An 11,732-nucleotide genomic window follows, 5' to 3' on the forward strand; every position below is an offset into this window, starting at 1 on the left:
AGGGTTAGATTTTGAATTTGAATGTTTTGAATTGGCTGACAGCACACAGCACACGACTGACGACTGTGTCACCTGTGGTGACACAATATATCAATAATGCTTCACTTTCTCAATGAAACTAAAATAATATTTAGGTATAAAAATAGGAGTTGATTTATATATTTTAAACAAGAGTATTGTTTCAGGTAGGAGGGATATTATAATGGATGAAGGGCAAAGAGATGATTTGATTGGGGTTTTAATTATTGGGGTGTTGACACTATTATTGGTATTTGGCCCTATAGATCAAAATAATTATATGAGTGGAATAAAATTTATTGTTAGTTTAATATTTGGAGCTAAAGTAGCTAAAACAGGTATTAATATGTATAGCAAAAAAGTTGACTAAAATGCAAATTTTCTATTATTGATTTTGTTGATAATATTAAAAGTAATGGATTAGCATTTAATTAAGTGACTAATACATAATGATATAATTTAGTGTAATCCTAAAATTAGATTGATAGTCAACTTATTTAGAAGGAGGAAGTAATTATGACACAAAAAGTCGTAGTAGTTGGTGGAGTGGCTGGAGGAGCAAGTGCAGCTGCTAAAGCAAGAAGAGAAGATGAAGATGCAGAAATAATCATTTTTGAAGAAGGGCCATATGCTTCTTTTGCTAATTGTGGTTTACCTTATTATATAGGAGAGACTATTGAGGATAGAGAAGATTTATTTCAGGTACCAGATAGTCGTTTTGAGGGCTGGTTTAATATTGATTTGAGAACTGAACATCAAGTAAGCCAGATAAATCGTGAGAATAAAGAGGTAGAGGTAACTAATAAACAGACAGGAGAAAAATTTACTGAGTCCTATGATAAATTAATCATTGCTACAGGTACTGAAGCTAGTAAACCTCCAGTGCCTGGTGTAGAATCAGATAAAATCTTCACCTTGAAGACTGTACCTGACGCAGATGCGATTATGAAAGAATTAGAAAAGAATCCAACTAGTGTAGCAGTTGTAGGTGGAGGATATATAGGAATAGAGGTTGCTGATGAGTTATTAAAACAAGGATTGAATGTTACCCTGATAGAGATGAGAGATCAAATTATGCCAACGTTAGATAAAGAGATGAGTACCCCTTTGATAAAACATTTAGAAGATTTAGGAATTAATATTTTATTAGAAAGGAAAGTTGGAAAGTTTGAAGAAGGCAATAATTTAAAAGTTACATTACAAAATGGACAAGAGTTGACTGTTGATTTTGCAGTAGTAGCTACTGGAGCTTATCCTAGATTGGATTTAGTTGAAGAGGCTAAGTTAGAAGTTGGTAAAGAGGGAGTGGAGGTTAATGAAGTAATGCAGACAAGTGACCCTAATATTTATGCGGCCGGTGATATAGTAGAAAGTAAACATTTGGTTACAGGACATAAATTTAAAGCTCCATTAGCTGGTCCAGCTAATAAGCAAGGGCGGATAGCAGGAGCTCATGCTGTTGGAAATAAAAATAAAGAATTTACTGGAGTCTTAGGCACTAATATTATTAAGGTTGGAGATTGGACAGCTGGAGGGACAGGACTTAATGAAAAACAATGTCAAAGACAAGATATTGATTATTACACAGTCTATGTACCTAAAAATAACCACGCTGGATATTATCCAGGGGCTGAACAGATAATAATTAAAATTTTAGTTTCTAGAGAAACTGGAAGGTTATTGGGAGGACAAGTGATTGGAAAAGAAGGAGTGGATAAGCGAATTGATATTTTAGCTACTGCTTTAGCTGCGGAAATGACTGTAGAAGATTTAGAAGATTTAGATTTAGCTTATGCTCCCCCTTATTCTTCAGCTAAAGGGCCAACAATTATGGCAGGAATGATAGGAGCTAATGTTTTTCGAGGAGAAATGGAGATAATTACTCCCTACGAGTTATATAATCTATTAGCAACAGGTGATAGTGTACAATTACTTGATGTCAGAACAGAGATGGAGTATGAGACTGGATTTATCAATGATGCTAAATTGATTCCTTTAAGTGAATTACGAAATAGAATTATTGAATTAGATCCAGATAAAAGAACGGTAGTTTATTGTGCTATAGGATATCGTGGTTATTTAGCCTATAAAATATTAAAACAAAATGGATTTGAAAATGTCAAGAATTTGACTGGTGGTATTACTGTTTGGAATTTATTATAATAATATAAAAGATGGAGAATTCTCCATCTTTTATATTAGATTACTAATCAACTATACAGCTGAGGTGAGTTATAAAATGGAAGAGAGAATTATTATACTAAGTCATGGGAGTAAGAAGAAAGAATCAAGTGTAGTTGCACAGAAAATAATAAGTAAAGTACAAAGCAAACTAACTGATAAGAAAATCACAGGAGTTGTACTTAGATTTTCTCAACCAAAGTTAGCTACTGTTGTGGATGAGTTAGTAGCTGAAGGAATAAAGCGGATAGTAATTGTTCCATTATTTTTATTACCGGGTTTTTATACCCAAGAATATATACCTAATAGAATTAAAGAATTTAAAATGAAATATACAAAGGTTGAATTCCTATTGGCAGAAATTATTGGAGCAGATAAGAACCTAGTTAAAATTATAACGGACCAGATTAAAGACATAAGTTAGAATAAATGATACTAGGTAAAGGAAATTTTTGCGTGGTTGGTTACAAAGAGTAGAAATATAATGATTAATTTGCAGGAATACTAGATAGTTATTGAGAATAAATTGATAGTTGGATATTAAGTAACTAATAAACTAGTTAGTAATCAGAAATTAGTGGGGGATTAGATGAAGCAGTTACGGAATAATATTTTATTAGCAGTTAGTTGTAGTCTAGTAGTTATTTTATTACTTACTTTATGTACAATCAATGAAGAAACTTGGCAGTCCCTACAAAAACTAAACAAGATATATATATTAGTTATTATAGCAATTATGCTTTTTGTCTGGTTTATTAATGGCTATAAATTACAGATATTAGCTAAGGGAGTGGATTGTAAAATCCCTTTGTTAGCTGCTATTGAGATAGGATTAGTGGGGAGTTTCTTTGCTAACATTACTCCCTCAGGTATTGGTGGACAACCTATTAAAATAGTTGCTTTGACTAAGTTAGGTATCTCTTCGGGTAAAGCTAGTGCTGTTGTGATTGTAGAATTGATTTTACGGCTGTTATTTTTTACGTTTAGTCTACCTTTAATCTTTATCAAGTTACATAGTTTATTTGTCTCCTATGTTAATCCTAGTGTTTTAATAGGTAGTGTTTCCTTTTTTATGTTAGGTTTATTGGTAATGATTTATTTATTATTATACCATCCACGGTATTTAGTGTTAGCTTGTTTTTGGTTATTAAATAGAAAGATAATCGCTAAATTAATTAATCGGAAGAAGATATTTGCTTGGAAGCGTGAATTAGCTAGAGAAATCCGTATTTTTTATCAAACACTCTGGAGGTATTTACAAGCTGGTAGATGGGAGTTAACTAGTGGTTTATTATTAACTATAGTTTCTTGGTTAGCTCAATTTTCTGTTATTTATTTTATAATTAAAAGTTTACATTTAGAGATAGATTTAGGGTATCTTCTTTTAGTACAATTATTGATTTATATAATTATTATCTTTATTCCAGTGCCTGGAGGTAGTGGGGTGGAAGTTATTTTAGCTAGTTTATTAAGTAATACGCTATCTCTGTCTGAGATAGGGATTATAGTAGCTAGTTGGCGTTTTTTTACTTATTATACTACTTTGTTTTTAGGTGGTGTATTAGCTATTAAAGTTTTTGATTTAGGCCAATAAGTAGTTGATAATTAAAAGTTATAAGGAGGATACTATGTCTGAAGAAGCACAATATACTACTAATGAAGAAATTACTAATGCAATTTTACATGGGATTGGTTTAGGACTAGCAATTGCAGCTTTAGCTATTTTGCTTGTGTTAGCTAGTTATCTAGATAATATCTGGTATATGATTAGTTTTGGTATTTATGGTTCCACACTGGTAATTCTTTATTTATCTTCTACTCTGTATCATAGTTTTCACGCCGGAAAAGTTAAAGATATTTTCCAGATTTTAGATCACACATCTATTTATTTGCTAATAGCTGGCACATATACTCCAATTACGTTAATTACTCTCCAAGGTAGATTAGGGTGGATTATTTTTGGAGTTGTTTGGGCAATAGCAGTAATCGGAACTGGATATGAAGTATTTTGGACTGAGCGATCTAAAATATTTGCTACGTTGTTGTATATAATTATGGGCTGGTTAATTATCTTTGCTATTAAGCCTTTATTAACAACTATGAATCAAACTAGTATTTTCTTTTTAGTAACTGGAGGTATTTTTTATACTGGAGGAACCTTTTTTTATGTCCGGAAAACAATGAAGTATAATCATGCCATCTGGCATATTTTTGTATTGTTAGGAAGTGTATGTCACTTCTTTACAATGCTGTTTTTAGTCTTTAAATAGCTCGTTAGGTTGACAGGGGGCTAGATTAATAATAGAATGCTTAATAAAGGAGGATGGAAATGGAAGATGATGTACTACTCTGTGAGGAATATTGTCCCCACCGGAAGACAATTACTGAGGTGCAAGATAAAGAGTTATCAGCTGCTATAACAGATAGATTAGCAGCTACTTTTAAAGTCTTAAGTGACCCGACGCGGATTAGAATTATTAATGCTTTAGCTAATAAGGAGTTATGTGTCTGTGATATCTCAGAATTATTGGAGATGAGTCAATCTGCTATTTCTCATCAATTACGGAGATTACGAGAGCTTAATTTGGTCAAGTATCGCAAAGAAGGCCGGATTGTTTATTATTCCTTAGATGATGATCATATTTTGAAATTATTCAACCAAGGTCTAGAGCATGTATTAGAGGAGCAGGAATGATTTACTAATTTAGGAGGGATAAAGTTGGGCCAGAAGTTAACAGTAATTGGAGGCAGTGGTTTATATACCCCATTATTATTTGATGCAATTATTGAGGGATCAGAAGAAGTTGAGTTTGATGAGATTTGTTTAAATGGGAGAACAAAATCTAAATTAGAAAAAGTAGGTACGTTATGTCAGAACTTAATTCAACAATCAACTTATGATTTTGAGGTTACATATACAACTGATCGTCAGGAGGCCTTATTAGGGGCTGATATTGTATTATCTCAGATTCGGGTAGGGGGAATGAAGGCTAGAGCCTATGACGAAGAATTTCCGCTAGAGTATGATATTATTGGGGAGGAGACAGTTGGCCCTGGTGGGTTTGCTAATGCATTACGAACTATACCAGTTATGTTGGATTTAGCAAAAGAAATTGAAAAATATGCTCCTGATTCTTTATTAATTAACTTAACAAATCCATGTAGTATAGTACAACAAGCTATTGAAGCAGAGACTGACCTTAATGTAATTGGTGTTTGTGATTTACCAGTAGGTATGATTCAGAAGATGGCTGATTTATTAGGGGTAGAAGAAGATCAGATTGATGTAGAATACCAAGGATTAAATCATTTGGGTTGGTATACTGGAGTTTATGTTGCTGGTGAGGATAGATTAGATGAGTTATTGGCCCAAGTAGAAGAATTAGACTTAGATGTTAATACTGACTTAGTTAAAGATTTAGAAGCAATTCCTCTACCTTATTTAAAATATTATTATCATCATCAACGAGAGGTAGAACAAGCAAAATCTGAGGAAAGACTACGAGCCAAAGAATTATTGGATACGCAAGATAAAATTGCTAATGCTTTAGATGAAGATTTAACAGAAATTCCGGAAGTAATATATCAGCGGGGAGCAATTTGGTATTCTGATGTAATCATTCCGTTAGTGGCTGCTTTAAACCACCAGCAGAAGAGCCAATTTATAGTTAATTTACCTAATCAAGGTTTGATTGATTGGTTGGATGATGAAGTGATTATAGAGGTTCCAGCAGTAGTTAATTCGTCTGGCATTCACCCATTACAAATATCAGAGACTTCCTTAGAGATTAAAAGTATTATTCAGCAATCAGCTGATTATCGTAAATTAGCAACTAGAGCAGCCATTAGCCAAGAGAAAGGAGATATTCTACAAGCTTTAGTGGCCAATCCTCAGGTTTTTGATTATGATATAGCTTATGAAATTTGGGATAATGATTTAGTCGATGAAGTAAAGAAGTAATTTTTTAATTTAAATTGAGGAGGATAAAAAAATGAGATATGAAGGCAAAGTTTATCGACCACCAAGCGAAGCTAGAAGTGTTATTATCCAAACGACAATTGGTTGTTCTCATAACAAATGTACTTTTTGTAACATGTATAATGATAAACAGTTTAGAGTAAGGGATATTGAAGAAGTAATTGAAGATCTTCAACTAGTTAGGGATTCTTATGAGACTGTAAGGCGTATATTTTTAGCAGATGGAAATGCATTATGTCTAAAAATTGAGGATCTAAAAACTATACTAACCAAAATAAATGAATTATTCCCTGAATGCAAAAGAATCGGTACCTATAGTTCACCTCGAGATATTTTAAATAAATCTGTAGCTGACCTCAAATCATTACAAGACTTAGGACTGCAGATTGCCTATTTAGGAATCGAATCGGGTAGTGATAAAATACTAAACAAAGTCAATAAAGGAGTCAGTTCTAAGGAAATGATAGAAGCTGGGAATAAAATTATTGCTGCTGGTATTAAATTATCAGTAACTCTTATCTCCGGGTTAGGAGGAAAAACAAACTGGAAAGAACATGCACAAGAGTCCGCCCGAGTAGTTAATGAAATTAATCCGCATTATTTAGCTCTTTTAACGCTTTTAGTTGACGAAGAAACGGAAATTTATAATCAAATACAAAACGGAGACTTTGAGTTATTAGAACCTCAAGAAGTAATAATAGAAACTAAAAAACTGATTAATAATTTAGAGATTTCAAATTGTATTTTTAGAAGCAACCATGCTTCTAATTATTTATCTTTAGCTGGTACTTTAAATAAAGATAAAAATAAATTATTGAAAAAGTTAAATAATGCAATAGATGAGTCTGAATATAAAGCAGAAAGCTTAAGAGGATTTTAAATAAAAACAATCCTGCCTAAACCATTTTTTGTAATTGCTTTAGTCATTTATGATACTCATTCTTGATGTTAATTATAATTTATGGTAATATAAAATAGAAATCATAAATTTAGAAAGTAGGGTTAAAAGAGAATGACTTTGAAGGAAGCTTTAGAAGAGATAAAGCAGACTGATAGACGAGATTATGAAGCAAGAAATAAAGCAGTTCTTCAAGCTATGTCATCAGCAATTGAAAAAGGATATGATGCAGGAATTAGAATGGATTATACCAAACCTGATTTTCCAGTGGTATATATTGAATTACCTACTGGGCAAGTTAGTTGGCATCTACCAGAACACAAAAAAGAGTGGGATGGTCATTCTACAGAAGAAAAGTATGAACGAATAAATGAATATTTAGATTGTATTTAATAAAATCACCCTTAAGGATGGTTTTATTCTGTAAGAAAAAGTAATTTCAGGTCAGATATAGTAAATATAGAATATAATGTATGAGATAATTTTAATAAAAGAAGGGGGGATTTTATGTTAGTCAAAGATTATGAAGTAAATAAAGTCTATCAAGGGCGCTTAGAAACTGGAGATGATTTACTAACAGAGTTAACTGAGTTGATTAAGAAGGAGGAGATTAAAGCAGGAAAAGTATCTGCTATTGGTGCAGTTAAAGAAGCTACTTTATCCTACTACGATCAAGTGACTCAAGAATATCAAGAAGAATATTTTGAGGAAGCACTAGAGATTGTTAATTTATCAGGTAATATTTCATTAAAAGATGGTCAGCCAATAATTCACGCTCATATTTCTTTAGGAAATGAAGAAGGGAAGTTATATGGAGGCCATTTAGCTAAAGGAACAACTGTTTTTGCTTGTGAATTTGCAATTGAAGAATATAAAGGAGAAGAGTTTAATAGAGGATTACATCAGGAAACTGGTTTGCCTTTATGGAAAGGGTAAGGTTGATATAAAGTCATATGTTAATATATTTTGATAATAATTTATATATGCGGGTATAAAAAACCGTGCATTTTATCTTGCAATTAATAAATATCTATCTAAGTAATAAAACATTTGCATAATAATCAAAATGTTATATAATGATATATTGAAGAACCTAGAGAAGGGAGAATCTACATATGTCACAAGAAGACTATCTACAACATCTATTTGCAGAACGAATTGGTGGACAACAATTTGGTAAAGACAATGATATTTATAAGTTTGAAAAGATCAAACGAGCTAAAAAACAAGCTAAACAAGAAAATCCTAATGTAGAATTAATTGATTTAGGGGTCGGTGAACCTGATTGGATGGCTGATGAGGGAGTAGTAGAGATTTTATATCAAGAAGCCCAAAAACCAGAAAATAGATTCTACGCTGATAATGGTATCCAAGAATTTAAAGATGCTGCCGTTGATTATATGGCTGAAATCTTTGGGGTTACAGATTTAGATAACGAAACTGAAGTAAACCACTCTATTGGTTCTAAACCTGCTTTAGCTATGTTACCAAGTGCTTTTATTAATCCTGGCGATATTACAATCATGACTACTCCAGGTTATCCAGTACTAGGAACTCACACAGAATGGTACCAAGGAGAAGTAGTTGAATTACCTTTACGTAAGGAAAATAACTTTTTACCTGACTTAGATAGTTTAACTGCTGCAGAAAAGGACAAAGCTAAGCTACTTTATTTAAATTATCCTAATAATCCTACAGGAGCTTGCGCTACTCGAGAGTTTTTTAAAGAAGTAGTTGAGTTTGCTAAAGAAAATGAGATTCTAGTTATTCACGATGCTGCCTATGCAGGATTAGTATTTGATGATACAGAACCACTTAGTTTCTTATCCATTCCAGGAGCTAAAGAAGTAGGAATTGAGATCCAATCCTTATCTAAGTCCTTTAATATGACTGGCTGGCGACTAGCCTTTATAGCTGGAAATCAAAAAGCAGTTAAAGCTTTTGCTACTGTTAAAGATAACAATGATTCTGGTCAGTTTAGAGCTATCCAAAAAGCAGGGGTTTATGCTTTAAACCATCCTGAAATTACAGAGAGAACAGCGCAGAAGTATTCTCGCCGTCACGAAATGTTAGCTGAAGCTTTACAAGAAATTGGTTTTGCTGCTCAAAAACCACAAGGATCTTTCTATATGTATGTAGAAATTCCTACCGGAACTAAAGATGGTAGAGAGTTTGAAACTGCAGAAGATTTCTGCCAGTTCTTAATCACAGAGCGGTTAATTTCTGCTGTACCCTGGGATGATGCTGGAAACTTCGTGCGCTTCTCTGTTACCTTTGAAGCTGAAGATAAAGCAGAAGAAAAAGAAATCATTGCTGAGATTAAAAATAGACTATCTGAAGTTGAATTTGTATTTTAGTTAAAGCTAAGGACACGGGAACCCGTGTTCTTTTTTTATGATAGTGTGGAATAAATAGTTATTATTAATCCTTACTGAGCTGAATTATTTGTATAATTTTGCAGGAAATATATTAATTTTGTGGAAGATGATAAAGTAGTCGATGAAGCTACAGAAGAGGACGAGGAATTAACAGAGGGAGTTATTATTTAGTAAGTTAACAAATATATATATACTAAATTGATTTAAGGAGTTGGTGCCATGATCAAGCAAGGTGATTTAGTTCGCTTGCAAGGCCAACTTGATGAATTAACTTACCGAGTTAAGTATATTATTAATGATAGAGCTACAGTGGAAGTAACTAATTTACCTTTAACTACTATTCTCCCTCTCGAGCAGTTAACTAAGATTAAGGAGGAAGATTATGTCTTTAAAAGATAAAGCACTACAATTACATGCAGCTAAACAAGGAAAAATTGAAGTCAATAGTAAAGTAGAAGTGGCAACTGAAGATGATCTTACTTTAGCTTATACTCCTGGAGTAGCTCAACCCTGTACTGAGATTGCTCAGGAGCCCAAGAAGGTTTATGATTATACAGCTAAAGGGAATCTGGTAGCTATTGTATCAGATGGGACAGCAGTTTTAGGTCTAGGCGATATTGGCCCAGAAGCCTCGCTGCCAGTTATGGAAGGTAAAGCAGTATTATTTAAAGAGTTTGCTGGAGTTGATGCTTTTCCAATCTGTCTTGATACTACTGATAGCCAGGAAATTATAGAGACAGTAACTAGATTAGCTCCTACTTTTGGTGGTGTAAATTTAGAAGATATCTCTGCTCCTAGATGTTTAGAGATTGAAGAAAAACTCCAACAGAAATTAGATATACCTGTCTTTCATGATGATCAACATGGAACAGCTATTGTGGTGTTAGCTGGTTTAATCAATGGAGCTAAACAGGTAGGAAAGAAACTGACTGACTTACAAGTTGTAATTAATGGAGCTGGAGCTGCTGGTTTGGCTATTGCTGATTTATTAGTTGAGGTAGGAATTGAAAATATTACTTTAGTAGATAAGTTTGGGGCTTTGTCTCCCGAAGTAGAGGATATGAATTGGGCTCAAGCTAGATTAGCTGCTAAGACTAATCCTGGACAACAGGAAGGTAGTTTAGCAGAGGTGATTCCAGATCAGGATGTCTTTATTGGAGTTTCAGCTCCTGGAGTGTTAACTCAAGAGATGGTAGCTAGTATGGCTACTGATCCTATTATTTTTGCTTTAGCTAATCCTACTCCCGAAATCAATCCAGAGTTGGCCCATGAAGCTGGAGCTAAAGTAGTTGCTACTGGTCGATCTGATTATCCTAATCAGGTTAATAATTTACTTGCTTTTCCTGGGGTTTTTAAAGGTGCTTTGCAGGTGCAAGCTACAGAAGTTACCTCGCAGATGAAGATAGCAGCTAGTCGAGCAATTGCTGATTTAGTCAGTGCGGAAGAATTATCAGCTGAAGCTATTATTCCAGCTGCTTTTAATGAGGAAGTAGTTAATAAGGTAGCTTGGGCGGTAGCTGAAACAGCTATTGATACTGGTTTAGCTGCTAAAGAACTAGATAAAGTAGACCTTAAACAAAAATTCAGATAATAAAATTATTAAAAAGCAAGGACATATGTCCTTGCTTTTTCAGATTTTGAATTAATAAGCTCGTTCTACTTTACCTGCTTTTAGGCAAGAAGTACAGACATTAATTCTTTTAGGACTGCCATCAACCATAGCTTTGACTTTTTGTAGGTTAGGCTTTTGTACTTTTTTAGAACGGTTAGCAACATTTTGTCCTACGCCACCTTCTCTTTTTGCTTTACCTTTACGTTGTACTTGGTTAGCACGATTAGATCCTTTACCGCAGATTTCACAATGTTTAGCCATTATCAGTACCTCCTTAAGTGTATCTTGAAAATTTCAGAAGTAAGTAAACTTCTGGTATCAAGTATGTTTTTATTAGTTTCACTTAAACATTTTAACATAGATAACAAGTGATTAGCAAGGGTGATTTTTATTTTTATGTCTAGAAGCAGGAATTTATGATAATCCATGGAATAATATCCAGAGTGGGAGGTATAAACAATGAAGATTGATAAGGATACCTCTATTGCAGAATTATTGGTTAATTATCCGGCAGCTAAGGACATATTGGAAGACTATGGCTTAGGATGTGCTAAATGCTTAGGTGCTATAACTAATAGTCTTGAATCAGCAGCTAGAGCTAATAATACTAATCTTACAGAATTAATAGAGAGATTACAGCAATTACAAACCAGAAAGGAGGAATAG

15 protein-coding genes are annotated in these 11,732 nt (G+C 33.3%); 14 read left to right on the forward strand and 1 reads right to left on the reverse strand.

Translation table 11 applies throughout. From position 1 onward, the window contains the following. The first annotated feature begins 202 nt into the window (after window positions 1-202). From ACYQ3D_RS11565 to ACYQ3D_RS11625, 13 genes are all read left to right on the forward strand, one after another. A complete protein-coding gene (locus tag ACYQ3D_RS11565; protein ID WP_459838526.1) occupies window positions 203-388 on the forward strand; it encodes a hypothetical protein in 186 nt (61 codons plus the stop codon). Between the two features lie 146 nt (window positions 389-534). After that, a complete protein-coding gene (locus ACYQ3D_RS11570; protein ID WP_459838527.1) occupies window positions 535-2,181 on the forward strand; it encodes an FAD-dependent oxidoreductase in 1,647 nt (548 codons plus the stop codon). Between the two features lie 76 nt (window positions 2,182-2,257). Beyond that, window positions 2,258-2,623 carry a sirohydrochlorin chelatase gene (locus ACYQ3D_RS11575; RefSeq protein WP_459838528.1) on the forward strand — a complete coding sequence of 122 codons (366 nt, stop codon included), beginning with the start codon at window positions 2,258-2,260 and terminating at the stop codon, window positions 2,621-2,623. A gap of 165 nt (window positions 2,624-2,788) precedes the next feature. Then, on the forward strand, window positions 2,789-3,793 hold the full coding sequence (locus ACYQ3D_RS11580) for a lysylphosphatidylglycerol synthase transmembrane domain-containing protein (protein ID WP_459838529.1): 1,005 nt from the start codon (window positions 2,789-2,791) through the stop codon (window positions 3,791-3,793). A gap of 34 nt (window positions 3,794-3,827) precedes the next feature. Beyond that, complete coding sequence (gene trhA, locus ACYQ3D_RS11585) at window positions 3,828-4,469, forward strand: PAQR family membrane homeostasis protein TrhA (protein ID WP_459838530.1); 642 nt, start codon at window positions 3,828-3,830, stop codon at window positions 4,467-4,469. Window positions 4,470-4,528: 59 nt separating this feature from the next. Beyond that, window positions 4,529-4,894 carry an ArsR/SmtB family transcription factor gene (locus ACYQ3D_RS11590; RefSeq protein ID WP_459838531.1) on the forward strand — a complete coding sequence of 122 codons (366 nt, stop codon included), beginning with the start codon at window positions 4,529-4,531 and terminating at the stop codon, window positions 4,892-4,894. Between the two features lie 24 nt (window positions 4,895-4,918). After that, window positions 4,919-6,160: a family 4 glycosyl hydrolase gene (locus ACYQ3D_RS11595; protein ID WP_459838532.1), complete on the forward strand. Its 1,242-nt coding sequence runs from the start codon at window positions 4,919-4,921 to the stop codon at window positions 6,158-6,160. A 31-nt stretch (window positions 6,161-6,191) separates the two neighbouring features. Beyond that, a complete protein-coding gene (locus ACYQ3D_RS11600; RefSeq protein WP_459838533.1) occupies window positions 6,192-7,058 on the forward strand; it encodes a radical SAM protein in 867 nt (288 codons plus the stop codon). Window positions 7,059-7,190: 132 nt separating this feature from the next. Then, the gene (locus ACYQ3D_RS11605) at window positions 7,191-7,469 is read left to right on the forward strand and encodes a WDGH domain-containing protein (RefSeq protein WP_459838534.1); all 279 of its coding nucleotides are present in this window, start codon (window positions 7,191-7,193) and stop codon (window positions 7,467-7,469) included. 114 nt (window positions 7,470-7,583) lie between these two features. After that, entirely contained in the window at window positions 7,584-8,012 is a 429-nt protein-coding gene (locus tag ACYQ3D_RS11610; protein ID WP_459838535.1) for a PPC domain-containing DNA-binding protein, read from the forward strand. A gap of 179 nt (window positions 8,013-8,191) precedes the next feature. Continuing rightward, window positions 8,192-9,433, forward strand: coding sequence for an LL-diaminopimelate aminotransferase (locus ACYQ3D_RS11615; protein WP_459838536.1), 1,242 nt, complete (start codon window positions 8,192-8,194; stop codon window positions 9,431-9,433). 240 nt (window positions 9,434-9,673) lie between these two features. Then, the gene (locus tag ACYQ3D_RS11620) at window positions 9,674-9,853 is read left to right on the forward strand and encodes a hypothetical protein (protein ID WP_459838537.1); all 180 of its coding nucleotides are present in this window, start codon (window positions 9,674-9,676) and stop codon (window positions 9,851-9,853) included. Beyond that, the gene (locus ACYQ3D_RS11625) at window positions 9,837-11,045 is read left to right on the forward strand and encodes an NAD(P)-dependent malic enzyme (RefSeq protein WP_459838538.1); all 1,209 of its coding nucleotides are present in this window, start codon (window positions 9,837-9,839) and stop codon (window positions 11,043-11,045) included. Before ACYQ3D_RS11620 ends, ACYQ3D_RS11625 begins: the two co-directional genes overlap by 17 nt. A gap of 51 nt (window positions 11,046-11,096) precedes the next feature. On the opposite strand, the gene rpmB is transcribed toward ACYQ3D_RS11625, so the two are convergent. Further along, window positions 11,097-11,327 carry a 50S ribosomal protein L28 gene (gene rpmB / locus ACYQ3D_RS11630; protein WP_459838539.1) on the reverse strand — a complete coding sequence of 77 codons (231 nt, stop codon included), beginning with the start codon at window positions 11,325-11,327 and terminating at the stop codon, window positions 11,097-11,099. Window positions 11,328-11,525: 198 nt separating this feature from the next. Here rpmB and ACYQ3D_RS11635 point away from each other — a divergent pair, with 198 nt between their 5' ends. After that, on the forward strand, window positions 11,526-11,732 hold the full coding sequence (locus tag ACYQ3D_RS11635; RefSeq protein WP_459838540.1) for a DUF1858 domain-containing protein: 207 nt from the start codon (window positions 11,526-11,528) through the stop codon (window positions 11,730-11,732).

The sequence above is a fragment of the Halanaerobaculum tunisiense genome (assembly GCF_054657635.1).

What these genes read in the sequence shown, in the direction of transcription:
- ACYQ3D_RS11610 (WP_459838535.1), top strand. Translation starts at nt 7,584, where the DNA reads ATGTTAGTCAAAGATTATGAAGTAAATAAAGTCTATCAAGGGCGCTTA.
- ACYQ3D_RS11600 (WP_459838533.1), top strand. Translation starts at nt 6,192, where the DNA reads ATGAGATATGAAGGCAAAGTTTATCGACCACCAAGCGAAGCTAGAAGT.
- ACYQ3D_RS11605 (WP_459838534.1), top strand. Translation starts at nt 7,191, where the DNA reads ATGACTTTGAAGGAAGCTTTAGAAGAGATAAAGCAGACTGATAGACGA.
- ACYQ3D_RS11620 (WP_459838537.1), top strand. Translation starts at nt 9,674, where the DNA reads ATGATCAAGCAAGGTGATTTAGTTCGCTTGCAAGGCCAACTTGATGAA.
- ACYQ3D_RS11570 (WP_459838527.1), top strand. Translation starts at nt 535, where the DNA reads ATGACACAAAAAGTCGTAGTAGTTGGTGGAGTGGCTGGAGGAGCAAGT.
- rpmB (WP_459838539.1), bottom strand. Translation starts at nt 11,327, where the DNA reads ATGGCTAAACATTGTGAAATCTGCGGTAAAGGATCTAATCGTGCTAAC.
- ACYQ3D_RS11615 (WP_459838536.1), top strand. Translation starts at nt 8,192, where the DNA reads ATGTCACAAGAAGACTATCTACAACATCTATTTGCAGAACGAATTGGT.
- ACYQ3D_RS11580 (WP_459838529.1), top strand. Translation starts at nt 2,789, where the DNA reads ATGAAGCAGTTACGGAATAATATTTTATTAGCAGTTAGTTGTAGTCTA.
- ACYQ3D_RS11625 (WP_459838538.1), top strand. Translation starts at nt 9,837, where the DNA reads ATGTCTTTAAAAGATAAAGCACTACAATTACATGCAGCTAAACAAGGA.
- ACYQ3D_RS11635 (WP_459838540.1), top strand. Translation starts at nt 11,526, where the DNA reads ATGAAGATTGATAAGGATACCTCTATTGCAGAATTATTGGTTAATTAT.
- ACYQ3D_RS11575 (WP_459838528.1), top strand. Translation starts at nt 2,258, where the DNA reads ATGGAAGAGAGAATTATTATACTAAGTCATGGGAGTAAGAAGAAAGAA.
- ACYQ3D_RS11590 (WP_459838531.1), top strand. Translation starts at nt 4,529, where the DNA reads ATGGAAGATGATGTACTACTCTGTGAGGAATATTGTCCCCACCGGAAG.
- ACYQ3D_RS11565 (WP_459838526.1), top strand. Translation starts at nt 203, where the DNA reads ATGGATGAAGGGCAAAGAGATGATTTGATTGGGGTTTTAATTATTGGG.
- trhA (WP_459838530.1), top strand. Translation starts at nt 3,828, where the DNA reads ATGTCTGAAGAAGCACAATATACTACTAATGAAGAAATTACTAATGCA.